Genomic DNA, 24981 nt, shown 5'->3' with positions numbered 1-24981 from the left:
GCCCGGCCGGGGTCAGGAGCGCGTCAGGACCACGAGCTGCTGGGTCGCCCGGGTCATCGCCACGTAGCGGTCGACCGCCCCCTCGACGCCGGTGCCGAACGACTCGGGGTCGACGAGCACGACGAGGTCGAACTCCAGCCCCTTGGCCAGGACCGGGCTCAGTGACCGGACGCGCGACGTCGCCGGGAACGCGGGGGCGCCGACGACGCAGGCGATCCCGTCGGAGTGCTCGGCCAGCCAGGTGTCCAGCACCGCGTCCAGGTCGGCGACCGAGGCGTAGGCGACGGGCACGCCGCTGCGGCGGATCGACGTGGGCACGTTGGCGTCCGGGAGCACGGCCCGGATGACCGGCTCGGCCGCGGCCATCACCTCCTCCGGCGTCCGGTAGTTGATCGTCAGCGAGGCGAGGCTGACCCGGTCGAGCCCGACCCGCTCGAGCCGGTCCTGCCACGACTCGGTGAACCCGTGCCGGGCCTGCGCGCGGTCCCCGACCACGGTGAAGCTGCGGGACGGGCAGCGGGCCAGCAGCATCTGCCACTCGGCGTCGGTCAGCTCCTGGGCCTCGTCCACGACCACGTGCGCGAAGGGGCCGGCCAGCACGTCCGGGTCCGCGGCGGGCAGTGCGCCCTCGTCGACCAGGGCGTCCCGCAGGTCCCCGTGGCGCAGGCTCTGCACCAGTCCTAGCCCGTCGTCGTCGGCCTCGATCAGCCGGTCGACCACGTCGGTCATCCGCGCCCGCTCGGCCGCGACGACCGCGTCCTGTCGCCGCCTGCGTCGCGCGGCCTCCGGGTCGCCCAGCCGCTGCCGCGCGGCGTCCAGCAGCGGGAGGTCGGACACCGTCCAGGCGTGGGCGTCGGTCCGCTGCAGTGCCCGGACGTCGTCGGGGCCGAGCCAGGGAGCGCACGTGCGCAGGTAGGCCGGCACCGACCACAGGTCCGCGACGACGTCGGTCGCCTCCAGCAGCGGCCAGGCCCGGTCGACCGCGGCCCGGAGCTCCAGTTCGTCCACGAGCTCGTCGGCGTCCTCTCCCCGGTCGGCCAGGATCGCCAGCAGCGCCGCCCGGACCTCCTCGCGCCCCTCGTTGTGCGGGGTGCCGGGCTCGACCGCGGCGAAGGCCTCGGCCCAGTCCTCCGCGCTGACCCGGAGCTCCCCTCCGTCGGTCTCCACCGTCGTCCCCCGGCGGGGTGGCTCCTCGTGGAACCGGACGGCGGCCTCGACCGCCGCGACCAGATCGGCGGAGGACTTCAGCCGGGCTACCGCCGGGTCGGCCTCCACCGCCGCCGCGGCGCCCTCGGGCACCAGGTCCCGCAGGGTGCAGGTCCGGACGCCCTCCTCCCCGAGGCTGGGGAGGACGTCGGCGACGTAGGCCAGGTACGGCTGGTGTGGGCCGACGAACAGCACGCCGCCCTTGCCGGGGCCCAGCCGCGGGTCGGCGTGGAGGAGGTAGGCCGAACGGTGCAGGGCGACGACGGTCTTGCCGGTGCCCGGGCCACCGTCGACGACCAGCGCGCCGGCCGACCCTGCCCGGATGATCGCGTCCTGATCGGCCTGGATGGTGCTCAGCACGTCACGCATCCGGGCCGACCGGTCGGCGCCCAGGCTGGCGATGAACGCGGACTGGTCGTCCAGTGCCGCGTGCCCCACCCACCCCTCCGGGGTGAACACCTCGTCCCAGTAGTCGCTGATCCGGCCACGGGTCCAGCGGTACCGGCGGCGGCTGGCCAGGCCCATCGGCCGGGCGTGGGTGGCGGCGAAGAACGGCTCGGCCGCGGGGGAGCGCCAGTCGACCAGCAGCCGGCGACCGGCGCGGTCGGTGAGGCCCAGGCGCCCGACGTACACCGGCTCGGCGTCTCCGGCGTGCACGATGCGGCCGAGGCACAGGTCCAGGCCGAACCGGCGCAGGGTGCGCAACCGAGCGGCCAGCCGGTGGACCTCCAGGTCGCGGTCCAGCGCCGCCTGCCCGGTCCCGCCGGGTGCCCGCCGCGCGGCATCGAGTCGGGCGGACAGCTCGGCGATCGACTCGGCGAGGGTCGCGCCGACCGCCGCGAGGTGCTCGGCGTCGGCGGCGACCAGTGCGGGGTCGGCCTTGGCGACGGGCCGGTCGGGGAGGTCGAACACGCTGTCGTCTGCGCAGGTCAGAGGCATGGTCGGCGATTCTGCGCGGCCACCCGGGTCTTGCCGCAAGCCCCCAGGTGCGCTATAGCTTGGAGCTGGCGGGAGGGGGCGCCGCCCTCCCGCACCGCGCCGGTCGGGTCGGTCAGTCCAGGGAGTCGCCGGCGACGTCGGCGACGATCGCCCGGAAGGTGCGGGTGTCGACCTCGTCGTCCACGGTGACCCGGACGATGTCGGTGACCTGCTGGCGGGTGGTCGAGCCGCAGGCGCTGACCCGGGCGGCGGCGATCAGCCGGAGCTGGTGCAGGCGGGCGGTCGAGGAGGCGGCCGGGGAAGGGCGGTTCTCGCGCATGGACGGACGGTAGGAGGACCGTCCACCGCCCCCGTGCGCGTCGGCCGTCGTGTCGTGGACGACCGACCCCGCACGTCACACGGTGCCCAGCCGCCCCGCCGTCAGCCGCCCGTCGTGACCTCCACCGTCTCGGCCATCCGGTCCAGCACGTCGACGTTGCGGGCGTAGTCGAACTGCGGCAGGCCGACCGTGTCGACCACCAGCGTGCGCGGTCCCTCGTCGCCGGCGGGCAGGCCGACGACGTAGCTCGTCGACCGGACGCCCGCCGGCCACAGGCCGCGGCCCAGGCTCTCCCGTTCCACCCGCACCGCCGGACGCCCGTCGACGGTGGTCTCGCTGCGCTGCAGGTCCCGGTCCGGGTCGGGCGCGGCGACCCGGTCCATGGCCACCGGCTCGACCGACGCCGTCACCGCGCCCACCCGGGCGTCGGTCCCCGGCGGCACCGTGAAGGGGTCCGGGGCGAACCGGGTGCACGGCGGCGCGGCGTCCCCGGAGTTGACCGCCCACTCCTCGGGGTAGCTGATCGCGAACCCGGCGGGGCTCTGGCACCGCTGGCTCAGCGGGAGGGCGCCCGTGTCCTGCTGGGCGACGACGTCGACGACGATCCGCTGCGGCTCCGAGAGCAGCCCGACCGCGAAGGGCCGCCGTTCGTCGAGCCCGGCGAAGAAGGTGGCCCGCCCGCCCAGCACGGTGTCCCGGACCAGTGCGTCCAGGATCCCGCTGCCGGGCAGCCGCAGGCGTTCCGGTCCGCTCCACGGTTGGACCCCGGCCGGGGCGTCACCGGGCAGCGCGATGTTGGTGAGGGTGATCCCCAGCGTGGCCGAACCCGGCACCTCGAGCTCCTGTCCGGAGCCCTGCGAGCGCGGCTGGTCGGTGTACCCGACCTCCCAGCCGGCCAGCCCGTCGCCGGTCAGCTCGACGACGATCCGGTCGAAGGCCTCGTGCGCGCCGAGCCGCACGTCGACCAGGGTCACCGGGGCACCGGCTCCCTCCGCCGCGGAGTCGACCGTGTCCGGCGCGCCGATCGGCTCCAGGGAGCGGTCGGCCGGGTCCTCCCCGGAGGGCGGGGCCCCGGCGCCGGTCGTCGCGGGCGTGCTCGGTGTGCCGGGCGCGCTCGGTGTGCCGGGCGCACCCGCGGTGCCGGTCGTGTCCGGAGTGCCGGGTGCCGGCTCAGCCCGGGTGTCCTCGGCGGACGAGCCGCAGCCGGCCAGCAGGAGGGCCGCGCAGGCCCCCGCGAGGAGATGGCGCATGGTGCCGATCAGCCTCCCGATCTCGGGTCCAGGTCACCCGGTGGGATGCCCCCGCGGTGGCATCCGAACGTCGGGGACGGCGATCGCCACGAGAGCGTCATGTGCGAGCCGGCGCCGGGGCTGTCGCGAGGCCGGGGCGTCGACCACGATGGCTGCCGTGGGCGGGTGGTGGACGGCGCTGGTCGCCGGCGTCGTCGTGCTGGTGAGCTGGGCGGTGCTGGTGCTGCTGGCCCGGCGGCTGCCGCCGGGCACCGCACGCGAGCTGGCCCGCTTCCTGCCGGCCTGCGTCACCGCGGTCCGCAGGCTCCGCCGGCACCCGGCGGTGCCCCGCCGCGCCAAGGCGGCGCTCGTGGTCGCCGGGCTGTGGGTGCTGTCGCCGATCGACCTGATCCCGGAGTTCCTCCCGGTCATCGGCCCGCTGGACGACGTCGTCGTCGTTGCCCTGGCGTTGCGCTACGCCGCCCGCCGGGTCCCCCGCGACGTCCTGCTGGACGCCTGGCCGGGGGACCGGCGGATCATCGAGCGGCTGCTCGGCGACCCGCGCGCGGTGGCCTGAGCTCAGGCGGCGACCGCCTCCTCGATCTCCTCCTCCTCGCTGTCCGACCGGTGGCGGGGCGGCAGGGGAGCTGGGGCCGTGCGCCGCGCGCGCCGCCGCTCGGCGGCCGCGGCGATCACGGTGAGCGCCACCCCGGCCAGCGCCCACAGCGCCAGGGTCAGCACCTGGCGTCCGACGCCGAGGTCGGGGAAGTAGAGCAGGCGGCGGGCGGCCTCGACCAGCCCGGAGCCGATCCAGAACTCGTGCAGCGCTCCGAAGAAGCCCGGCTGGAGCGCCGGCGCGAAGACCCCGCCGGCGGAGGTGAAGTTCAGCATGACGAACAGTGCGACCAGCGTCGCCGTCGTCCAGCGGCCCAGGAACGTGTGCAGCCCGATCCCGATCAGCACGACCGCGCTGACGTACAGCCAGGCGAGGGCGCCGATCGGCCAGGCCGAGCTCGGCAGCGCGCCGTACAGCGGCCCGGCGACGACGGTGGCCAGGACGGCGATGACCCCGGCGGCGGCGATGCCGAGCAGCACCCGCACCCGCATCAGCAGCCGGCCGCCGGCCGCGGCGATCGCGATGGCGGCGCTGTACCCGCCCACCGACAGGGCCACCAGGTAGAAGAAGGCGCCTTGCCCGGTCGGGTCGCTGGGCGCGGTGGGCACGACGTCCTCGACCTGCAGCGGGAGCCCCTGGGCCAGGGCGACCGGGGAGAGCATCCGCTCCACGGTGACGGCGGTGGTGTCGGACGCGGCGGTGGCCACGAGCAGGGTCGGCCGTTCCGGGTCGGGTACGTAGGCGCCGGCGGCGTCGAGGCGGGCGAGCTCGGTGCGGGCGTCGTCGACCGTGGGCACGGTGCGGACCGTGGCGGCGTCGCCGAAGGAGTCCTGCAGGTCCTGGGCGAGCACGGCCACGGCGGGCTCGGTGCCCACGACGTCCAGCCGCAGCCCGTGCGGTTCCGGTTGGTGGAAGCCGCCCAGGTACGCCAGCGCCATCCCGGTGGCGAGGAAGACCGGCACCACCAGATGGGTGAGGACGTGCCGGACGACGGTGCGGGCGGGGGGTGGGCCGGGGGGAGCGGCGGCCGTGCTCATGCGACGTCCTCTAGGTTGTAGTTTGCAACTCGACGAACGGGTTGCACGATACAACTTGTCGGAGTCGTGATGTCCCGGGACCAGCTGTCCGCATCGGTGCAGCGCGAGCTGACGCTCTTCGCGCGGCGGGTGCGCGGCCTGCCGCAGCGACTCGACCAGGAGCTGTCGTTCGTGGCGCACTCGATGCTCAGCTCGATCGACGCTGCCGACGGCTGCCGCGGTGTCGACCTGGCCGCGCTCTACCGCCTGGACAAGTCCACCGTCAGCCGGCAGGTCGGCGACCTCGAGCGCCGGGGCCTGGTGGCCCGTGCCCCCGACCCGGCGGGTGGACGGGGGCAGGTGCTGCGGGTGACCGCGGCCGGGCAGCGGGTGCTCAGCGAGGCGGCGGCCGCCCAGCGGGCCGAGTTGGCCCGCCGGGTGGCCGGGTGGAGCGATGCAGAGCTGGCCGCCTTCGCCTCGGCCCTGCAGCGCTACAACGCGGCGGAGCCGGACTGACCGGCCGGCCGGCTCAGCCCGTCGAGCGGGGCTGCGCCGGGTTGGTCGGGTCGCCCTGGGACGGCGGGTTGATCACCGGTCCGGTCGTCGCCTCGGAGACCGGTGAACCGCCGGCCGGGGCGGGCGCGTGCTCTGGCTGCGCGCCCTCCGGGTCGCCCCCGGACGGCTGGGCGCCGGACCTCAGCTCCTCGAGCCGGTGGTCCATCGCCTGCACCACCTGCACGCGGTTCGCGTGGGACTGCTCGTAGTCGCGCAGCGTCTCCAGCTGCTGGGCGTCCAGCGTCCGGATGCGGGAGGTCAGGCTGCCCACGGGCAGGTGGTCGTAGTCGGGCAGGGGCAGGGTGTCGTGTTCGGCCATGCCGGCTCCTCGGGTGCGTCGCGGCAACGTGTCCGGGTCCGCCTACCCGGGTGGCCCGGACTGACACACCGGGTGTGAGCACCGGGGGTGTGGGTAGGCCGCGACGACGCACGTCGCGGTCCCCGCCGGGCCGCGAGACGAACGACCGAAGGAGCTGCTCACCTGATGGACGTGTCCTTCCTGGAGCCGGTGTTCGCCGCCCCGGGCCCGTACGCCACCGTCTGCGTGGACGTCACCCACACGACCGAGAACGCCGATGCCGAGGTGGAGCTCCGGGTCCGCGCCGCCTGCGAGGAGCTGGCGGCGCAAGGAGCGCCCGAGCCGGTCGTCGAGGCCGTCCGCAGCCGCCTCCTGCAGGCCAACGAGGGTGGTCAGCTGGCCACCCTGCGCGGCCGGGCGCTGATCGCGGCCGGCGACGGCCGGATCGTCCTGGACGAGGTGCTCGCCGACGCGCCCCGCGAGCCGCTGGCCTCCTGGTCGGCGCACCCGCCGCTGCTGCCGGTGCTCCGCCAGCTGGCGGGCCGGGTGCCGCACGTGGTCGTCGTCGCCGACCGGGTCGGGGCGGACGTCTCCGTGGCCACCCTGGCCGGGTACCCGTCCGAGGAGGAGGAGGTCGAGGGTGACACCTTCCACATGCGCAAGGTGAAGGTCGGCGGCTGGGCGCACAACACCTACATGCACACCGCCGAGAACCAGTGGGAGGAGAACGCCGGCCGGGTGGCCGACGAGGTCGACACCCTGGTCAAGCAGCACAAGGCGCAGTTCGTCCTGCTCGCCGGCGACGTCCGCGCCACCCAGCTCATCGCGGACAAGGCGACCAAGGAGGTCTCCGACGTCCTGGTGAGCATGACCGAGGGGGGCCGGGCCGCCGGTGCCGATCGCGAGCCGATCCAGCAGCGCGCCGTCCAGCTGGTGGCCGAGAACGAGGCGCACGAGCAGGCCGGCGCCGTCGAGCGCGTCCAGGCCGCCAGCGCCCACGGCCTCGCGGTGACCGGCACGGCGCTGGTCGTCGAGGCCCTGCGCAAGGCGCAGGTCGAGGAGCTGGTCCTGGCCGACGACATCGCCGACGAGGGGGAGCTCCTGGTGGGCGCCGACCCGCTGCAGCTCGGCGTCGGCGCCGACGACATGAGCACCCTCGGCGTGGACGGCGCCGAGTCCGTGCCCGCCGACCGAGCGCTGGTGCGCGCCGCGATCGGCAGCAGTGCGCGGGTCGTCGTCGTCCCCCGGACGGCGATGCCCGGCGACATCCCGGTGGCCGCGGTCCTGCGGTACACCGACGACTCCACCCCCAGCTGACCCTCTCACCCCCTACGAAGGAGCACCGATGACCGACCCCCACCAGCCCGCCACCTCCCCGGGCACCGACCCGGCCGACGTCGAGCGGCGCGCGCAGATCGCCGAGGCCCTGGGCAAGGAGGTCTGGCCGGCCGACCGCGACACGCTCGTGGCCAAGGCACAGGAGTCCAACGCTCCGGACGGCGTCCTCTCCGCCCTGCACCGGCTGCCCGCCCACGCCGAGTTCGCCAACGTCCAGGAGGTCGCCGCGGCCCTGGGCATGGGCACCGAGCAGCACCGGTTCTGACGGGGAGAGCACCGTGCCGAGCATGAAGGACCCGACGCCCGAGGCGCTGGCCAACGTCACCGACGAGAACGTGGAGTCGCGATCCGAGCTGCTGCCCGAGGAGCGCTCGGTCGGGCCGAGCGCCGACCCGGAGCTGCAGGCTGCGGTGATCCTGGCCGAGTCCGAGGAGCGCACGGTGCACGCCGACCCCGACGACGCCCAGGGCGGGCACCGGCAGAGCTCCGACACCGCCGACTGAGCACGCCCACGAACAGCGCCCCCCGAGGATGCCTCGGGGGGCGCTGTGGTGCGTCAGGCCGGTGCGGGTGCGGTGCTGTCCCGGACCACCAGCTCGGTGGCCAGCTCCAGCCGGGGGCTCTCCACCGGCTCTCCGCGGACCAGCCGCAGCAGGGTGCGGGCGGCGACCATGCCCATCTCGGCCAGCGGCTGGTGCACCGTGGTCAGCGGCGGGGAGGACCACTGGGCCGCCGGCAGGTCGTCGAAGCCGACGATGCTGACGTCCTCGGGCACCCGCAGGCCCCTGCGCCGGACCGCCTCGTAGACGCCCATCGCCATCTGGTCGTTGGCGGCGAACACCGCGGTCGGCGGCTCGGGGAGGGCTAGCAGCCGAGTCGCCGCGGCGAACCCGGACTCGTAGCCGAAGTCGCCCTCGAGCACCAGGTCCGGATCGACGCGCAGCCCGGCCGCCGCCAGCCCCGCGCGGTACCCGCCGAGCCGGGCCCGGCTGCACGACAGCGACGGCGTGCCGCCGACGTAGCCGATCCGCCGGTGTCCCAGGCCGAGCAGGTGCTCGGTGGCGCTGACCCCGCCGCCCCAGTTGGTCGCGCCGATGGTCGGCACGTCGAGCGCGGGCACGCCGGCGGGGTCGATCACCACGGCGGGCACGTGCAGCTCGCGGAGCTCGGACTCCAGCGCCGGGTCCAGGGCGCTGGTCACCAGCACCGCGCCGTCGCTCGCCCGGGCGCGGAGGTTGTCCAGCCACACCCGTGCGTCGCTGGCCCGGCGGTGGATCGCGCTGATCACCGTGCCCGCACCCTCGGCGTGCACGGCCCCCTCGACCCCGCGGATGATCTCCACCGCCCAGGGGCTGTCCAGGTCGCTGAACACCAGGTCGACCAGCTTCGGGCTCTCCGGCGCACGCCCGCCGCGCCGCTGGTAGCCGTGCGAGCGCAGCAGCGCCTCCACCCGCTGGCGGGTGTTCGGGGCGACGTCGGAGCGGCCGTTGAGCACACGCGAGACCGTCGGCACGGACACCCCCGCCTCGGCCGCGATGGCCGCGATGGTGACCGTGCGCGTCTGGGTCTCGGACACGGAGCCCTCCTCCTCGTCGGAGGACTCACCCTACGGCTCGGCGGTCGGTCCACCAGCCCCGACCGGGTGAGACCGGGACACGCCGACCGCCGGTTGTCACGCTCCACAGCCGTCCCTAATGTGGCGCGCAGCACTTCCGGAAACTCCCGGTACTGGCAACGTCGCCGACGAGAGGTTGCGCCATGCGCCCCCAGCGGTCCCTGTCCCGAACGTTCGTCCGGTGTGCCGTGGGGGTGGGCATGCTGCCCGTCCTCCTCGGCGCCACCCTCGCCCCGGCCGCTGCCGCCCCGGCCGGGGAACGTGGTCGGGCACCCGACCACGCCGTGGAGCAGCGCGTCCACAAGGTCCTCGACCGGCTCGGCCTGCGCACCGTGGCGCCGCACGACCTGGAGATCGGCACCGCCGTCGCCGGCGGTGGGCACCACCTGGAGCAGGACTACCCCGACCCGTTCACCTTCGACAAGCCCTACCGCAAGGCGCTCGCGCAGGAGTTCAGCTCCCTGTCGCCGGAGAACCAGATGAAGTGGGAGTTCATCCACCCGGAGCAGGACCGGTACGACTTCGCCGCCGCCGACGCGATCGTCGAGTTCGCCCAGCGCAACGGGCAGGCCGTGCGCGGCCACACCCTGCTGTGGCACAGCCAGAACCCGGCGTGGCTGCAGGAGGGCGACTTCACCCCCGACGAGCTGCGCGCGATCCTGAAGGACCACATCCAGACCGTGGTCGGCCGGTACGCCGGCAAGATCCAGCAGTGGGACGTCGCCAACGAGATCTTCACCGACGGCGCGAACCCCACCTTCCGGCCGGAGAACATCTGGATCAGCGAGCTGGGCCCGGGCATCATCGCCGATGCCTTCCGCTGGGCGCACGAGGCCGACCCGCAGGCGAAGCTGTTCCTCAACGACTACGCCGTCGACGACATCGGGGCCAAGAGCGACGCCTACTACTCGCTCGCCCAGGACCTGCTGGCCGAGGGCGTGCCGCTGCACGGCTTCGCCACCCAGGCGCACCTGAGCTTCGAGTACCCGTTCCCGGCGACCCTGCAGGAGAACCTCCAGCGCTTCGACGACCTCGGCCTGGAGACCGCGATCACCGAGCTCGACGTCCGCATGCCGCTCGGTGAGAACGGCCGGCCCACCTGGCAGCAGCTGGACCAGCAGGCCGACTGGTACCGCATGGCACTGCAGGCCTGCCTGCGCGTCGAGGAGTGCAACAGCTTCACCATCTGGGGCTTCAACGACAAGTACTCGTGGGTGCCGCACTTCTTCGAGGGCACCGGCGCGGCCAACGTGATGTTCGAGGACTACACGCGCAAGCCCGCCTACTGGGCGCTGGCCCTCACCCTGGCCAAGGCCCGCTGGCTGGGCTGGCGGTGACCCGGGGCCTGACCCGGTCCCGGGTCCTTCGGCTGGTCGCGCCGGCACTGCTCGGGGCGCTCGTCGTCGGCGGCGCGGCACCGGCCTCGGCCGGTGCACCGCCGTGGGCCGGCGGGAAGGTGACCGACGAGATCGTCACCACCACCCAGCAGGGCGGCCGGACGCTGGCGTTGACCTTCGACGACGGCCCCGACCCGGAGGACACCCCGGCGCTGCTGGAGGTGCTGCGGCGCCACCACGTGACCGCCGTGTTCTGCCTCTGGGGCGACCACGTCCGGCAGCACCCGGAGCTCGTCGCGCAGATCGCCGCGGACGGGCACGTGCTGTGCAACCACACGATGACCCACGCCGACCTGAGCACCTGGACCCCGGAGCAGATCCGGGCCGACCTGGCGGCGACCACCGCGGTCATCCGCCAGGCGGCACCGGGGGCGGAGCTGCGGTACTTCCGGGCGCCCTACGGCAGCTGGGGGCAGAGCGCCCAGGTCGCCGCCGGGCTCGGGCTGCAGCCGCTGGGCTGGGGCTTCGACGTCGGGGACTGGGAGGAGCCCGGCGCGGACGTGCTGGTGCAGCGGGCGTACGAGCGGATGAGCCCGCGTGACGTGGCGCTGCTCCACGACGGGGGCGGCGACCGCAGCGGCACGGTCGAGGCCGTGGACCGGCTGATCACCGAGCTGCGGGCCCAGGGCTGGCGCTTCACCCTGCCGGCCCGTCGCTGAACCGCACCCGGTGGGGAGCCCGGTGACTGGCCGGGCTCCCCACCGGGTAGCCGCTCCTGCGTCGGTCCACCGACGAGCCGGAGGAGGAACGGTGCCGAAGACGACGAAGAGCGGCGACGCGAAGCAGAGCGAGATCCCCAGCACGCTGCAGCGCTCGGACGAGAAGGCGCAGCGCACCTTCGCCAAGGCGCACGACTCCGCCGCGGAGGAGTACGGGGACGAGCAGCGGGCCAACCGCGTCGCCTGGGGCGCGGTGAAGCACACCCACGAGAAGGTCGGCGACCACTGGGAGCCCAAGGAGGGCGACCGGAAGGGCCCGAGTGACGAGCAGTCGGCCCAGGGGAACGCCGGCACCGATCTGGACAGCAAGGGCGGGGTCGACGCGAACGCCTCCAAGTCCCACCTCTACGACCTGGCCAAGGACGCCGACATCCCGGGTCGCTCGACGATGGACAAGGACGAGCTCGCCGACGCGCTGCAGAAGTCCAACGACCGGAAGACCGCCGAGGCGCGGGAGAAGTGACCCGGCGACACTGAGCGGGTGCACCGGGAGGAGATCAGGGCCCGCTACGAGCGCGCCAGCCAGTGGCCGCTCGTCGTCGTCGCGCTGCTGTTCGTCACCGCCTACGCGTGGCGCGTGCTGCGGCCGGGGGTCCCGGAGTGGGTGCAGACGACGCTGACCGTCGTCACCCTCGCGGCCTGGCCGGTCTTCCTCGGCGACTACCTGGTCCGGCTGGTGCTGGCCGAGCGCCGCTGGCGGTTCGTCCGGCGGAACTGGGTCGACGGGCTGGCGGTGCTGCTGCCGCTGCTGCGACCGCTGCGGATCATCAGCCTGGTCCGGGTCGCGCGGGTGCTCGACCGCAAGCTCACCGTCTCGCTGCACGGCCGGGTGGCCTGGTACGTCACGCTGATCGCGGTGCTGATCTCCTTCATGGCCTCGCTGGCGGTCTACGACGCCGAGCGGGACGCCCCGGACGCGGTGATCACCAGCTACGGCGACGCGGTCTGGTGGGCGCTGACCACCATCACCACCGTCGGCTACGGCGACACCTACCCGGTGACCGCCGAGGGGCGGCTGGTCGCCGTGCTGCTCATGGTCGGCGGCATCGCCCTGCTGGGGGTGGTCACCGCCGCGGTCGCCTCCTGGTTCGTCGGCCGGGTGGCCGACGCGGCGCAGGAGCAGGACCAGCGGGACGACGACGCGCTGCGGGCCGAGGTGCGCGCCCTGGCCGAGGAGGTCCGCGGCCTGCGCGCCCAGCTGGGCGAGGAGCAGCTCAGGACGACGCGACCGCGATGAGCTCGGTCTGCCGGCCGTCGAGGTACTCGACCCCGCCGGTGGTGAGCGCGATGCCCTGCTCCAGCCCCATCCGGACCAGCTGACCGCCCCACTCCGGCACCGGCACCCGGACGCACAGCTCCAGCGCCCAGACGGTGTCCGGGTGCACCACCGCCGCGCCGGCACCGGGGACGCCGTCCTGCTGGTCCCACATGCCGATCGCCGGGCCGGCGCCGTGCCCGTGGACGCCGACCGGGTGGGAGTAGACGTCGCCGTCGATCCCGGCCGCAGCCGCCGCGGCGCGGGCGGCGGCGAGCACCTGGTCGCCGGTGCAGCCCGGCTGCAGCGCCGCCGTCGTCAGGTCCTGCATCCGGTTGCCCACCCGGAGCGCCTCGGTCAGGCCGGCCGGCGGCCGGGTCTCCCCGGGCCGGAGCACGTAGGCGTTGCGCTGCGTGTCGGTGGTCAGCCCCAGGCTCGACAGCCCGACGTCGCAGTGCAGCAGGTCGCCGGGCTCGACGACGGCGTCGTAGGGGACGCCGGGCAGCACCGTGCCGTGCTCGCCGACCAGCGGGGTGCCGGCGCGCTGCAGCCCCACGGTCGGCTGGAACCACGGGTCCACGCCCAGGTCGGCGAACCGCTGCCGGATCCACCACGCGACGTCCAGCGCCGTCGTGCGCCCGACCTCGATGACCGCGGGGGAGAAGGCCTGCCCGATCACCTCGTGGACCAGCCGGTTCATCGCGTGCAGCGCCGCGATCTCCTCCGGCAGCCGGGTCTCCAGCCAGCCGACGACCAGCTGCTCCGCAGGGACGACCCGGTCTGCGTGCGGGCCGAGCGCGGCCAGCAGCAGCCGGTGCTCGGTGGCGGACAGGCCGTCGGCGTGCGCGAACGTCGCCGACACGTCGATGCCGATGGTCCGGGGCGCCGCCTGGTCGACGAACCGGCGCACCGACGCCCACTGCGACTCCTCGGTGCTGAGCCCGGGGCGCTCGCCGTGGGACCAGGCCGGCTGGAACTGGCCGACCGGGTAGCGCGAGACGGCGGCGGCGGTGACCCCGTCGTCGCTGCGGTGGAACAGCAGGATCGTGCGCCGCCGGGCCGACAGCCAGGTCGCCGGCAGCAGCGTCGGCAGCACCGGGTCCTCGTTGTACTCCCGGCCCACGACCACCCACAGGTCGATGCCCGCGCGGTCCATCAGCCCCGGCAGCAGGTCCAGCAGCCGCTGGGTGAGCCAGCGGTCGCGGACGTCGGCCTGCTCGCGCAGCGACAGCGGCACGGTGCGGGTCGGGTCGGGGCCCGGGTGCCCGGGCGTGATCACGGTCATGGGGGCAGGAAAGCAGAACCGGCGGCGGTCCACCGCACGGATGCCGTCACGCCATGCCACCGGCCGCCGGGTCGGAGGCCTCGGCGGAGGGCCGCCGGGGGTCGCGGGGGACCGGGACGAGGTGGGTGCCGGCCAGCACCACCTGGTCCCGGCCGCCCTCCTTCGCCCGGTACATCGCCGCGTCGGCGCGGTCGACCAGCCGCCACAGCGCCTCCGTCGGGTCCTCGGCGACACCGGGACGGGCGAGCGCGACCCCGATGGAGACGGTCACCTCCCGGTCCCGCCCGGCGGAGCTGACGGCCACCGCGGTGCGCAGCCGCTCCGCCAGGTGGCGCGCCTCGGCCGGGTCCACGGCCAGGCCGATGACCACCAGCTCCTCGCCGCCGGTGCGGGCCAGCACGTCGGTCGGGCGCACGGTGGCGGCCAGTGCCGCGGCCACGCAGCGCAGCACGTCGTCACCGACCGCGTGACCGAAGGCGTCGTTCAGCCGCTTGAAGTGGTCCAGGTCGAGCACCAGGGCGGCCACCCGCTGCCCCTCCCGGTGGGCCTGGCGCCAGATCCGCGGGGCCTGCTCCACCAGGCACCGGCGGTTGGCCAGGCCGGTCAGCGGGTCGGTCGAGGAGAGCGCCCGGGTGTGGGTCAGCAGCCGTTCCACCCGGCGGCGCAGCAGGAAGACGCCGAAGGTGACCAGGTCCAGCACCACCGCGTTCACCGTGACCTGCACCAGCAGCCCGGCCGGGTCGGGGTGGCTGCCGGCCAGGGCGGCGACGCAGGCCACCACCACCAGGGTCATGTGCACGGCCAGCATCCGGGGGCCGAGGAACCAGGCCGCCGCCGCGCAGCAGAACAGCAGCATCAGCGGCGGGGAGTACAGCAGCGGGTCGGTGACCGAGCGGGCCACCACCACGTAGACGACGTCGCCCACGACCACCAGCGCGGCCGTGGTGGCCGGGCCCACCCGCCGCCGCACCGCGAGGGCGATGCCCATGACCAGCAGCGCGGTCATCGCGCCGGCGTACAGCCACCGGGGCGGGCCGGGGCGCAGCACGCCGTCGATGACGAGGTTCAGCGAGCCCAGGCCGGCGCCCACGGCCAGCAGCGAGGCCAGGCACCAGGCGGCGACCCGGTTGTCCGGGGCCCGTCCGGCCGGCCGGTCGGGGGCGCCCCACGATCGTCGGTGACGCTCCGTACCCGGCCCCCGCTGCCCCGTCATGGCAGCAGGATGCACCACCGGCGGCTCCGGCAGAAGGCCTGCTGAGCTGCCCGTTCCGGTACCGCGAGGTCCGTGGGGACGTCGCACGGACGGCGCACACCGCACCCGGGTGCGAGGCTGGAGCGGTCCGAGGAGAGAGGAGGCCGACGTGGCCGCAGGTCCCTGGTTCTACTGCCTGAAGCACCACGCGGTGGAGACCCGCGACGGCTGTGCCGAGCGGCACCGGCTCGGTCCGTTCGAGACCCGCGAGGAGGCCGAGCAGGCGCTCGCGAAGGTCGCCGAGCGCAACGAGGCGGCCGACGCCGCCGACCGCGAGTGGGAGGAGGGGCGCCGCCGCTGAGCGGCCCTCCGCCGGTGTCCGGTCGGCCGGGAACGGCCGGGAGGGGCATGATCGTCGGCAGCGGGCGCGCGCCGGTGCGCGGCCGGAGCGGCGGGAGGGCTCGTGACGGACGGACGTGCGCTGGAGGACCTCGTGGTCGGCGTGCTCGGGGGCACCGGGCCGCAGGGCCGTGGGCTGGCCGTGCGGCTGGCCGCTGCCGGGCAGCGCGTGCTGCTCGGCTCCCGGGACGCCGGACGTGCCGAGCAGGTCGCCACCGAGGTCGCCACCCGGGCCGGCGCGGCCGCGGGCGGCGTGGAGGTCTCGGTCCGCGGCGGGTCGAACACCGACGTCGCCGGAGCGGCCGACCTGGTCGTCGTCGCCGTCCCCTACGCCGGGCACGCCGACACCCTGGCCGAGCTCGCGACCCCGCTGGCCGGCAAGGTCGTCGTCGACTGCGTGGTGCCGATGGGCTGGGACGAGCTCGGGGCCTACGTGCTCGACGTCCCCGAGGGCAGCGTGTGCCAGCAGGCCGCGGTGCTGCTGCCGGACAGCTTCGTCGTCGGCGCCTTCCACCACTTGTCCGCCGTCCTGCTGGAGGACCTCTCCCGACCCACCCTCGACGGCGACGTGCTGGTCGTCGGCGACACCCGGGAGGCCACCGACGTGGTGCAGGCCCTGGCCGGGCGGCTGCCGGGGATGCGCGGGGTCTACGCCGGGCGGCTGCGCAACGCCCAGCAGGTCGAGGCGCTGACGATCAACCTGGTGTCGGTCAACCGCCGCTACAAGGCGCACGCCGGCGTCCGCATCACCGACGTCTGACACGGCGATCCTCCGGCCGCACCGCGGCCGGGTGCCGTTCCGGCCTGCGCTGAGCCGTTTCGTGGCCTGACGGCCGGGGGTGCTCAGTCGAAGCTGTGCTCCGGTCCCGGGAAGACGCCCTCGCGGACCTCGTCGGCGTACTCCCGGGCCGCCCGCAGCAGCTCGGCGCGCAGGTCGGCGTACTTCTTCACGAACCTCGGCACCCGGCCGCCGGTGAGCCCGGCCATGTCCGGCCACACCAGCACCTGGGCGTCGCAGTCGGGGCCCGCGCCGATGCCGATGGTGGGGATGGCGAGCTCGGCGGTCACCTGGCCGGCGACGGCCGCCGGCACCATCTCCAGGACGACGGCGAACGCGCCGGCCTCCTGCACCGCCCGCGCGTCGGCCAGCAGCTGCTCGGCGCCGGCGCCGCGGCCCTGCACCCGGAAGCCGCCCAGGGCGTGCTCGCTCTGCGGGGTGAAGCCGATGTGCGCCATCACCGGGATGCCGGCCTCGGTCAGCAGGCGGATCTGCGGGGCCACCCGGACCCCGCCCTCCAGCTTCACCGCCTGCGCGCCGCCCTCCTTCATCATCCGCACGGCGCTCTCGTAGGCCTGCTGCGGCCCGGACTCGTAGCTGCCGAAGGGCAGGTCGGCGACGATCAGCGACCGCGTCGTGGACCGGGTGACCGCCTTGGTCAGCAGCAGGAGGTCCTCGACCGTCACCGGCACCGTGCTGGTGTGACCGAGCACGACGTTGCCGGCGGAGTCGCCCACGAGCAGCACCGGGATCCCGGCCTCCTCGAAGACCGCGGCGCTGACCGTGTCGTAGGCGGTGAGCATGGCCCACTTCTCGCCCCGCTCCTTGGCCTGCTGCAGGTGGTGCACGCGCACCCGGGCGGTGGACGTGCCGCCGTAGAGCACCGACTCGGTCATGGCGCAGCCGCTCCCTTCGCGACGCCGGCGGCGGGCCGCGCGGCGCTGACGGTGAGTGGCACCCCCGGCGGGCGGTGCCGGGGGAGATCTTCGTCCTGCCCGTGCGCGGCGGTGCGCCCGCCCCCGGTGCCGACCGGACCGCGGACCGCCGATCTGGACCCCGACCCCGCATCCCACTCGTGCCCACCCCTCTCAGGGGGCACGCTGGGGCCCGCGTAACACGACCGTCACGACCGGAGGCCAGCATGGCGAGCATGGACCGCCAGCAGGAGTTCGTCCTGCGCACCCTGGAGGAGCGCGACATCCGCTTCGTGCGGCTGTGGTTCACCGACGTCTCCGGATACCTCAAAGCCGTCGCCGTCGCCCCGGCCGAGATCGAGGCGGCGTTCGCGGAGGGCATCGGCTTCGACGGCTCGGCGATCGAGGGCTTCGCCCGGGTCTACGAGTCCGACATGCTGGCCAAGCCCGACCCGGGCACCTTCCAGGTGATGCCGGCGGCCAAGGGCCAGGCCAGCGACACGGCCCGGATGTTCTGCGACATCACGCTGCCCGACGGGGCGCCGGCGTGGGCCGACCCGCGGCACGTGCTGCGCCGCACCCTCGCCAAGGCCGCGGACATGGGGTTCACCTTCTACACCCATCCCGAGGTCGAGTTCTTCCTGCTCAAGGACCTGCCCAGCGACGGCACGCCGCCGCAGCCGGCGGACACCGGCGGCTACTTCGACCTCTCCACGCACAACGTCGCGCACGACTTCCGGCGCGAGGCGGTCTTCGCGCTCGAGGCGATGGGCATCTCGGTGGAGTTCAGCCACCACGAGGTCGCGCCCGGCCAGCAGGAGATCGACCTGCGCTACGCCGACGCGCTGTCCATGGCCGACAACATCATGACGCTGCGGCACGTGGTGCGGGAGGTCGCGCTGGCCCAGGGGGTGCACGCCACCTTCATGCCCAAGCCGTTCACCGAGCTGGCCGGCTCGGCGATGCACACCCACCTGTCGCTGTTCGAGGGCGACCGCAACGCCTTCCACGACGCGTCGGACCCGATGCGGCTGTCGACGACGGCCAAGCAGTTCATCGCCGGGCTGCTGACCCACGCCCGGGAGATGACCGCGGTCACCAACCAGACGGTCAACTCCTACCGGCGGCTGCTCGCCGGCACCGAGGCGCCGACCGCGGCCACCTGGGGCCGGGCCAACCGTTCCGCGCTGGTCCGGCTGCCCTCCTACAAGCCGAACAAGGGCAACTCGGCACGGGTCGAGGTCCGCTCCCCGGACTCCGCCTGCAACCCGTACCTGACCTTCGCCGTGCTGCTCGCCGCCGGGCTGCGTGGCATCGAGAAGGGCTACGAGCTGCCGCCGGAGGCCGAGGACGACGTCTGGTCGCTGACCGACACCGAGCGCCGCGCCGCCGGCTACCAGGACCTCCCGGTCTCCCTCGGTGAGGCGCTGACCGCCATGGAGGGCAGTGAGCTGGTCGCCGAGACCCTGGGCGAGCACGTGTTCCAGTTCTTCCTGCGCAACAAGTGGGAGGAGTTCAACGCCTACCGGCAGAACGTCACGCCCTTCGAGCTGCAGCGCTACCTCCCCGGGCTCTGAGGAAGGACCCCCTCGCCCCCCACGACGTGCTCCGCACGCCGCGGGTCCCTGCGAGGGGGCCGTTCCATAAGCTCACCCACGTGGCCCGCCTGCTCGTCGTCGTCCCGTCCGACACCGACCCGCCGACCCGGCTGGGGGAGTGGCTGCGGGACGCCGGCCTGGAGCTCGACGAGCGGCGGCTGTCCCGCGGGGAGCCGCTGCCCGGCGACCTGACCGGCGTCGACGGGCTGCTGGTGCTCGGCGGGCCGCAGTCCTCGCTGGACGCCGAGGAGGTCTCCCCGGAGCTCGTCGGGGTCCGGCGCCTGCTGGCCCAGGCGCTGGCCGCCGACGTGCCGACGCTGGCCATCTGCCTGGGTGCGCAGCTGCTGGCCCAGGTCGGCGGCGGCAGCACCCGGGTGGGCGCCGGCGGCCCGGAGGTCGGCGCCACGCTGGTGGCCAAGCGGGACGCCGCCGACGCCGATCCGCTGTTCGCCCCGCTGCCGCTGTCGCCGGACGTGCTGCAGTGGCACCACGACGAGATCGACCGCCTGCCGGCCGGCGCGACGCTGCTGGCCAGCAACCCCGCCTACCCGCACCAGGCGTACCGGGTCGGCCGGCACGTGTACGGGCTGCAGTTCCACGTCGAGCCCGACGAGGCGGTGCTGCGCCAGTGGGCCGGCTCCGACCCGGTCGGGGTGGCCAGCAGCGGCACCGACGTGGACACCGTCTGCGCCCGGGCCGCGGCGGTGCTGCCCGACGTCGCGGAGGTGTGGGCGCCGTTCGCCGGCCGGTTCGCCGCGCTGGTCACCGAGCACGCCCGCACCCGTCCCGCGCCGGCCGGGGGCTGACGGTGACCACCGCGCAGCAGGACGACGAGATCCCACGGCGCGCCGTCGTCCGCCTGGTCCGGCTGGGGTTCGAGGACGGCGAGCGCGCCGCCCGGCAGCTGTCGGACCCGTCGCTGGGCCTGTGGGACCTGGACCGCAACGAGCCCGCCGACCCGGAGGCCGCCCCGGTGGTCTCCGCCCTGGCCCGCGCGGGCGACCCCGACCTGGCGCTGCGCTCGCTGGGCCGGCTGATCGAGGCGCTCGACGAGATGGACTCCGACGGCGAGGCCGCCGCCGCGCTGCTCGCTCGGCTGCGGGGCTCGGCGATGGTGCGGACCCGGCTGCTCGGGGTGCTCGGCGCCTCTGCCGGGCTCGGTGACCACCTCGCCGCCCAGCCCGCCGACTGGGTGGTGCTCGACACCGAGGACCGCTGGGGCGCCCGGCCCAGCCCGCAGGAGCTGGAGCAGCAGCTGTTGTTCGCCGTCGGGGCCGACCCCGACGACCCGCCGTGGGGGGTGGGCCTGGGCACCGCGGCGCCGGACGCCGACCCGGCCCGCGTCCGCGACCTGCACAACGCCTACCTCCGCGCCGTCCTCTCCCTCGCCGGCCGGGACATCGCCGACGGTCTGCCCGCCGACGAGGTGGCCGGCGAGCTCGCCGACATCGCCGCGGCGGTGCTCACCGCCGGGCTGGCCCTGGCCGTGGCCGAGCAGCCGCCCGGGTCGGCGCCCTGCCGGCTGGCGGTCATCGGGCTCGGCAAGGCCGGCGGGCGCGAGCTCAACTACGTCAGCGACGTCGACGTCGTCTTCGTCGCCGAGGCGCTGGCCGACGCCCCCGACGGCGCCGACGAGGCGGCCGCCCTGGCCACCGCCACCCGGGTCGCCGGTGCCCTGATGCGGATCTGCGGGGAAGCGGCCTGGGAGGTCGACGCGGCGCTGCGCCCCGAGGGCAAGGCCGGCGTGCTGGTCCGCACCCTGGCCGGGCACCGGGCCTACTACGAGAAGTGGGCCAGCACCTGGGAGTTCCAGGCGCTGCTGAAGATGCGCCCCGTCGCCGGTGACCCGGCCCTGGGGCGTGAGTACGTCGACGCGCTGGAACCGCTGGTGTGGCAGGCCGGTGACCGGCCCGGGTTCGTCGGGGAGATCCAGGCGATGCGCCGCCGGGTCGAGCAGCACATCCCCGCTGCCCAGGCGGACCGGGAGCTGAAGCTGGGCCGCGGCGGGCTGCGCGACGTGGAGTTCAGCGTCCAGCTGCTGCAGCTGGTGCACGGCCGCGCCGACGTCACCCTGCGCGTGGGCGGCACCATCCCGGCGCTCACCGTGCTCGGGGCCGGTGGCTACATCGGCCGGGAGGACGCCTCGACCCTGGTGTCGGCCTACCGCTTCCTGCGCACCGTCGAGCACCGCCTGCAGCTGCTCCGGCTGCGCCGAACCCACCTCATCCCGGTCGCCGACGACCAGCTGCGCTGGCTGGCCCGCTCGCTGGGCTACAAGCCCGACGACCGCGGCGACTCGGTGGCGGTGCTGCGCGCCGAGCTCGCCCTGCACACCCGGGTGGTGCGCCGGCTGCACGAGAAGCTCTTCTACCGGCCGCTGCTGTCCTCGGTGGCGAAGGTGCCCGGCGCGCAGCTGCAGCTGGGGCCCAAGGCCGCGGGGGAGTGGCTGCGGGCCCTGGGCTTCGCCGACCCCGACGGCGCCCTGCGGCACATGGGCGTGCTGACCGGCGGGCTGAGCCGCTCGGCCTCCATGCAGCGTTACCTGCTCCCGGTGCTGCTGCAGACCTTCGCCTCCTGCGCTGACCCCGATGCCGGCCTGCTGGCCTACCGCCGGGTCAGCGAGGCGCTCGGGAACGACCAGTGGTTCCTCCGGCTGCTGCGCGACGAGGGGCGCACCGCCGAGCGGCTGGCCGTGCTGCTGGGCTCCAGCCAGTACATCGCGGGGCTGCTGACCCGCACCCCCGAGGCGATGCGGACCCTGGCCGACGACGCCCAGCTGGAGCCGCGCAGCTCCGACGCGCTGACCTCCGCCTGGCGGCAGGCGGTGTCCCGGGCCGGCGGCGCCGCCGCCGGCATGCAGGTGCTGCGCGCGCTGCGCCGGCAGGAGCTGCTGCGCATCGCCTGCGCGGACCTGCTCGGCCGGCTGGACGTCGTCCGGGTCGGGCAGGCGCTGCACGCCGTCGCCGTCGCCACCCTGCGCGCCGGGCTGGACGCCGCGGTGCGCAGCTGGGCCGCCGAGACCGGCACCACCGCCGCCGACGTGCCGGTCGACCTGGCAGTGATCGGCATGGGCCGGCTGGGTGGTGCGGAGATGGGCTACGGCTCGGACGCCGACGTCCTCTTCGTGCACCGGGTGCGGCCCGGCGCCGACCAGGCGAAGGCGGCCGCCGCGGCGAACAACGTCGCGCACACCCTGCGCCGGCTGCTGGGCGAGCCGGCCCCGGACCCCGCGTTCGAGGTGGACGCCGACCTGCGTCCCGAGGGCCGGCAGGGTGCGCTGTCGCGCAGCCTGGAGGCCTTCGCCGAGTACTACCAGCGCTGGGTGTCCACCTGGGAGGTGCAGGCGCTGCTGCGCGCCGACCCGGTGGCCGGCGACGAGGAGCTGGGGCGGGAGTTCGTCCGCCTCGTCGACCCGCTGCGCTACCCGGCCGCCGGGCTCAGCAGCGACCAGATCGCGGAGATCCGCCGGATCAAGGCGCGGGTGGACAGCGAGCGACTGCCCCGTGGCGCGGACCCGGCCACGCACACCAAGCTCGGGCGCGGCGGCCTGGCCGACGTCGAGTGGACGGTGCAGCTGCTCCAGCTGGAGCACGCCGCAGCCCACCCGCCGCTGCGGGTGACCTCCACGGTGACCGCGCTGGACGCCCTCGCCGCCGCCGGGTTGCTCACCGACGACCAGCGGACCGCCCTGCAGACGGCGTGGGAGCTGGCCAGCCGCGCCCGCAACGCCGTCTTCCTGGTGCGCGGGCGCCCCGGCGACCAGCTGCCCCGGCAGGGCCTGGAGCTGGGCGGGGTGGCGCGCGCCTGCGGCTACGGTCCCGACACCGACCCCGGCCAGTTCCTCGACGACTACCGGCGGGTCACCCGGCACGCGCGCACCGTCGTCGAATCGGTCTTCTACGGCCGCACCGAGGAGTCCTGACCCCCGTGTACGTGCCCGCCGCCTTCGCCGCGCCCGACGACGCCGTCGCCCAGCTGCTCGCCGCCCCGGGCGCCGTCGACCTGGTCAGCGTCACCTCCACCGGGCTGACCGCCACGACGCTGCCGATGGTGCACGACCCGGCCGACGGCACCCTGCGCGGTCACCTCGCGCGGAACAACACCCAGTGGCGGGACACCGTGGGCCCGGTGCTGGTCATCGTCCGCGGGCCGGACGCCTACGTCTCGCCGTCCTGGTACGCCACCAAGGCCGAGCACGGCCGCGTGGTGCCCACCTGGGACTACGTCGTCGCGCACGTGCACGGCGAGCTGGTCGTGCACGAGGACCCGGCCTGGCTCGCCGCGCACGTGGCGGCGCTGACCGACGCCCACGAGGGCGGCCGCGCCGAGCCGTGGGCGGTCGGCGACGCCCCGGAGCGCTTCGTCGCCGGCCAGCTGCGCGCGATCGTCGGCGTCGAGGTCCGGATCGGCCGGGTCGAGGCGAAGTGGAAGCTCTCGCAGAACCGGTCGGCCGCCGACGTCGACGGGGTGGTGGCCGGCCTGCGCGCCGACGGCGCCGGGACGACGGCCGACGCGGTGGCCGCCGCCCGCCCGGGGGAGCGGGGTTGAGCGGGGCGGCGCCCGGGAACCAGCTCCCGGTGCCTCCCGAGACCCCGGCCCAGCCTCCGGCCGCTGCCGAGCCCACCGACGCCGCCGACGTCTCCGACGCGACCGTGCGCGACCTGGCCCCCGCCGACGAGCCGACCGCGACCATCACGCCCTACCGCGACGGTCCGCTGGTCGTGCGGGGCGACTTCCGGCTGGTCGACACCGACGGCAACGAGATCGACCCCGGACGGAAGACCGTGGCGCTGTGCCGGTGCGGGAAGTCGGGGATCAAGCCGTTCTGCGACGGCACCCACAAGCGGTCCGGCTTCCACGCCGCGAGCTCCCCGGCCCGGCCCCGGCCGGCCGCGCGGATCGTCGCCGAGGCCCGGGAGCAGCGGGGCTGACCCGGCTGGACGGAGCCGGGTCACCCCTCGTTCACCGGTCGGCCACCGGCTGCTGGCCGGCCGAGGTCAGGGTGGGCGCGATCCCGCCCCGACCGCAGAAGGTGGCCTGTGCTCCGTCGTCCGCTCCGCTCCGTCCCCGTCCTCGCCGCCGGTGTGCTGGCCGCCGTCCTGACCGCCGGCACGGCGTCGGCGGCCACCCCGCCGACCTTCCGAGCGCTGGCCACCTTCCCGGTCGCCGGTGAGGTCGCCGAGATCATCTCGGCCACGCCGGACGGCCGGACCGTCGTCTACACCGACTCGGAACTGGGCCAGGTCGGCCTGGTCGACCTGAGCCGGCCCACCGCGCCCCGCCAGCTGGGCACCATCGACGTGGGCGGCTCACCGACCTCGGTCACGGTCATGTCCAACGCGCGGTACGCCCTCGTCGCCGTCGACACCACCACCGACCTGGCCCGCCCCTCGGGCCACCTGGCGGTCGTCGACCTCCCGCGGCGCGCGGTGGTGCGCACCATCGAGCTGGGCGGCCAGCCCGACTCGATCGACGTCGGACCCAGCGGTGTCTTCGCGGCCATCGCCATCGAGAACCAGCGCGACGAGGACCTGGTCGTCGACGGCGTCGAGGGCGGCCTGCCGCAGCTGCCGGCCGGGTTCCTCTCCGTCGTGGACCTGCGCGGCCCGGTGTCGGCGTGGACCGCCGGGCGGGTGGAGCTCACCGGGCTGCCGGGCATGGTGTTCCCCGCCGACCCCGAGCCGGAGTTCGTCGACGTCGACGGCCGGGACGTCGCGGCGGTGACGCTGCAGGAGAACAACGCGATCGCCCTGGTCGACCTGGCCCGGCGGCGGGTCGTGCACTCCTTCTCCGCCGGCACGGTCACCCGGAGCGACGCCGACACCGCCGACGACGGCACGGTGGCCTTCGACGACCCGCTCGTCGCGCCGCGCGAGCCGGACGCCGTGCAGTGGACGCTGCGCGGCGAGCTGGTGACCGCCGATGAGGGCGACCTGGCGGAGGAGCCCGCCGGCGGCCGCGGGTGGACGGTGTTCGGCCAGGACGGCGCGGTGCGCTGGTCCAGCGGTGGCTCGGCCGAGCGCGCGCTCGCCGACGCCGGCCGGTACCCCGACGGGCGCAGCGACGACAAGGGCGCGGAGTTCGAGGGGGCCGAGGTCGCCCGCATGCGCGGCACCGACTACGCGTTCATCGGCGCCGAGCGCGGCGACGCGGTGCTCGTCTACGACATCGGCCGCTCGGCGACCCCGGCGCTGCTGCAGGTGCTGCCCACCGGCGACGCCCCCGAGGGGCTGCTCGCCATCGAGTCGCGCGAGCTGTTCGTGACCAGCGACGAGGACGACGGCACGCTGTCCGTCTTCGGCCTGCGCTGAGG

General features: G+C 75.2%; 26 protein-coding genes. 17 read left to right on the top strand and 9 right to left on the bottom strand.

The features are described from left to right. Positions 1-12: 12 nt before the first annotated feature. From helR to ACI795_RS06260, 3 genes are all read right to left on the bottom strand, one after another. Positions 13-2145 (bottom strand): RNA polymerase recycling motor ATPase HelR, encoded by a 2133-nt coding sequence (gene helR, locus ACI795_RS06270; RefSeq protein WP_457074443.1) that lies wholly within the window; start codon positions 2143-2145, stop codon positions 13-15. Between the two features lie 112 nt (positions 2146-2257). Beyond that, on the bottom strand, positions 2258-2464 hold the full coding sequence (locus ACI795_RS06265; protein WP_457074442.1) for a hypothetical protein: 207 nt from the start codon (positions 2462-2464) through the stop codon (positions 2258-2260). A 101-nt stretch (positions 2465-2565) separates the two neighbouring features. Continuing rightward, entirely contained in the window at positions 2566-3714 is a 1149-nt protein-coding gene (locus tag ACI795_RS06260) for an AMIN-like domain-containing (lipo)protein (protein ID WP_457074441.1), read from the bottom strand. Positions 3715-3862: 148 nt separating this feature from the next. Between ACI795_RS06260 and ACI795_RS06255 the strand changes: the two genes are divergently transcribed. Then, on the top strand, positions 3863-4270 hold the full coding sequence (locus ACI795_RS06255) for a YkvA family protein (RefSeq protein WP_457074440.1): 408 nt from the start codon (positions 3863-3865) through the stop codon (positions 4268-4270). 2 nt (positions 4271-4272) lie between these two features. Here ACI795_RS06255 and ACI795_RS06250 read toward each other — a convergent pair whose 3' ends face one another. Next, entirely contained in the window at positions 4273-5346 is a 1074-nt protein-coding gene (locus tag ACI795_RS06250) for a hypothetical protein (protein ID WP_457074437.1), read from the bottom strand. Between the two features lie 69 nt (positions 5347-5415). On the opposite strand from ACI795_RS06250, the gene ACI795_RS06245 reads away from it, so the two are divergent. Next, positions 5416-5841, top strand: a complete 426-nt coding sequence (locus ACI795_RS06245; protein ID WP_457074436.1) for a MarR family winged helix-turn-helix transcriptional regulator — start codon at positions 5416-5418, stop codon at positions 5839-5841. A gap of 13 nt (positions 5842-5854) precedes the next feature. Here ACI795_RS06245 and ACI795_RS06240 read toward each other — a convergent pair whose 3' ends face one another. Further along, positions 5855-6199 (bottom strand): hypothetical protein, encoded by a 345-nt coding sequence (locus ACI795_RS06240; RefSeq protein WP_457074435.1) that lies wholly within the window; start codon positions 6197-6199, stop codon positions 5855-5857. Positions 6200-6364: 165 nt separating this feature from the next. On the opposite strand from ACI795_RS06240, the gene ACI795_RS06235 reads away from it, so the two are divergent. The 3 genes from ACI795_RS06235 to ACI795_RS06225 are packed head-to-tail and all read left to right on the top strand — an operon-like array spanning position 6365 to position 8019. After that, positions 6365-7495, top strand: coding sequence for a baeRF2 domain-containing protein (locus tag ACI795_RS06235; RefSeq protein WP_457074433.1), 1131 nt, complete (start codon positions 6365-6367; stop codon positions 7493-7495). Between the two features lie 28 nt (positions 7496-7523). After that, on the top strand, positions 7524-7781 hold the full coding sequence (locus ACI795_RS06230; protein ID WP_457074432.1) for a DUF2795 domain-containing protein: 258 nt from the start codon (positions 7524-7526) through the stop codon (positions 7779-7781). Between the two features lie 22 nt (positions 7782-7803). Continuing rightward, positions 7804-8019, top strand: a complete 216-nt coding sequence (locus ACI795_RS06225) for a hypothetical protein (RefSeq protein WP_457074431.1) — start codon at positions 7804-7806, stop codon at positions 8017-8019. A 53-nt stretch (positions 8020-8072) separates the two neighbouring features. Here the strand turns inward: ACI795_RS06225 and ACI795_RS06220 are convergent, their stop codons facing one another. Beyond that, the gene (locus tag ACI795_RS06220; protein WP_457074430.1) at positions 8073-9092 is read right to left on the bottom strand and encodes a LacI family DNA-binding transcriptional regulator; all 1020 of its coding nucleotides are present in this window, start codon (positions 9090-9092) and stop codon (positions 8073-8075) included. 239 nt (positions 9093-9331) lie between these two features. Here ACI795_RS06220 and ACI795_RS06215 point away from each other — a divergent pair, with 239 nt between their 5' ends. The 4 genes from ACI795_RS06215 (at position 9332) to ACI795_RS06200 (ending at position 12484) form a co-directional block, all read left to right on the top strand. Beyond that, a complete protein-coding gene (locus ACI795_RS06215; protein WP_457074428.1) occupies positions 9332-10468 on the top strand; it encodes an endo-1,4-beta-xylanase in 1137 nt (378 codons plus the stop codon). Then, complete coding sequence (locus tag ACI795_RS06210; protein WP_457074426.1) at positions 10465-11187, top strand: polysaccharide deacetylase family protein; 723 nt, start codon at positions 10465-10467, stop codon at positions 11185-11187. Before ACI795_RS06215 ends, ACI795_RS06210 begins: the two co-directional genes overlap by 4 nt. Positions 11188-11278: 91 nt before the next feature. Beyond that, complete coding sequence (locus ACI795_RS06205; RefSeq protein WP_457074425.1) at positions 11279-11710, top strand: ChaB family protein; 432 nt, start codon at positions 11279-11281, stop codon at positions 11708-11710. An 18-nt stretch (positions 11711-11728) separates the two neighbouring features. Continuing rightward, positions 11729-12484: a potassium channel family protein gene (locus tag ACI795_RS06200; RefSeq protein ID WP_457074424.1), complete on the top strand. Its 756-nt coding sequence runs from the start codon at positions 11729-11731 to the stop codon at positions 12482-12484. Here ACI795_RS06200 and ACI795_RS06195 read toward each other — a convergent pair. Both ACI795_RS06195 and ACI795_RS06190 read right to left on the bottom strand, forming a co-directional pair. Beyond that, positions 12462-13787 (bottom strand): M24 family metallopeptidase, encoded by a 1326-nt coding sequence (locus tag ACI795_RS06195; protein ID WP_457074422.1) that lies wholly within the window; start codon positions 13785-13787, stop codon positions 12462-12464. The two genes, ACI795_RS06200 and ACI795_RS06195, sit on opposite strands and share 23 nt — an antisense overlap. Before the next feature lie 46 nt (positions 13788-13833). Beyond that, the gene (locus tag ACI795_RS06190) at positions 13834-15000 is read right to left on the bottom strand and encodes a diguanylate cyclase (protein ID WP_457074420.1); all 1167 of its coding nucleotides are present in this window, start codon (positions 14998-15000) and stop codon (positions 13834-13836) included. Between the two features lie 148 nt (positions 15001-15148). On the opposite strand from ACI795_RS06190, the gene ACI795_RS06185 reads away from it, so the two are divergent. Next, complete coding sequence (locus ACI795_RS06185; RefSeq protein ID WP_457074418.1) at positions 15149-15340, top strand: hypothetical protein; 192 nt, start codon at positions 15149-15151, stop codon at positions 15338-15340. Between the two features lie 102 nt (positions 15341-15442). Further along, positions 15443-16138 carry an NADPH-dependent F420 reductase gene (gene npdG, locus ACI795_RS06180; protein WP_457074417.1) on the top strand — a complete coding sequence of 232 codons (696 nt, stop codon included), beginning with the start codon at positions 15443-15445 and terminating at the stop codon, positions 16136-16138. Between the two features lie 83 nt (positions 16139-16221). Here npdG and panB read toward each other — a convergent pair whose 3' ends face one another. After that, on the bottom strand, positions 16222-17052 hold the full coding sequence (panB, locus tag ACI795_RS06175; RefSeq protein WP_457074416.1) for a 3-methyl-2-oxobutanoate hydroxymethyltransferase: 831 nt from the start codon (positions 17050-17052) through the stop codon (positions 16222-16224). 254 nt (positions 17053-17306) lie between these two features. Between panB and ACI795_RS06170 the strand changes: the two genes are divergently transcribed. From ACI795_RS06170 to ACI795_RS06145, 6 genes are all read left to right on the top strand, one after another. Then, the gene (locus tag ACI795_RS06170) at positions 17307-18647 is read left to right on the top strand and encodes a glutamine synthetase family protein (RefSeq protein WP_457074414.1); all 1341 of its coding nucleotides are present in this window, start codon (positions 17307-17309) and stop codon (positions 18645-18647) included. A gap of 80 nt (positions 18648-18727) precedes the next feature. After that, positions 18728-19474: a type 1 glutamine amidotransferase gene (locus ACI795_RS06165; RefSeq protein WP_457074412.1), complete on the top strand. Its 747-nt coding sequence runs from the start codon at positions 18728-18730 to the stop codon at positions 19472-19474. A gap of 2 nt (positions 19475-19476) precedes the next feature. Then, positions 19477-22590, top strand: coding sequence for a bifunctional [glutamine synthetase] adenylyltransferase/[glutamine synthetase]-adenylyl-L-tyrosine phosphorylase (locus ACI795_RS06160; RefSeq protein WP_457074410.1), 3114 nt, complete (start codon positions 19477-19479; stop codon positions 22588-22590). 5 nt (positions 22591-22595) lie between these two features. After that, positions 22596-23216 carry an FMN-binding negative transcriptional regulator gene (locus tag ACI795_RS06155; protein ID WP_457074409.1) on the top strand — a complete coding sequence of 207 codons (621 nt, stop codon included), beginning with the start codon at positions 22596-22598 and terminating at the stop codon, positions 23214-23216. A gap of 29 nt (positions 23217-23245) precedes the next feature. Next, positions 23246-23599, top strand: coding sequence for a CDGSH iron-sulfur domain-containing protein (locus ACI795_RS06150; protein ID WP_457074407.1), 354 nt, complete (start codon positions 23246-23248; stop codon positions 23597-23599). 108 nt (positions 23600-23707) lie between these two features. Next, the gene (locus tag ACI795_RS06145) at positions 23708-24979 is read left to right on the top strand and encodes a hypothetical protein (protein ID WP_457074406.1); all 1272 of its coding nucleotides are present in this window, start codon (positions 23708-23710) and stop codon (positions 24977-24979) included. The last annotated feature ends 2 nt before the right edge of the window (positions 24980-24981 follow it).

The organism is Modestobacter sp. SYSU DS0290, assembly GCF_054050955.1.
This window is presented reverse-complemented; position numbering and strand designations above follow the sequence as displayed.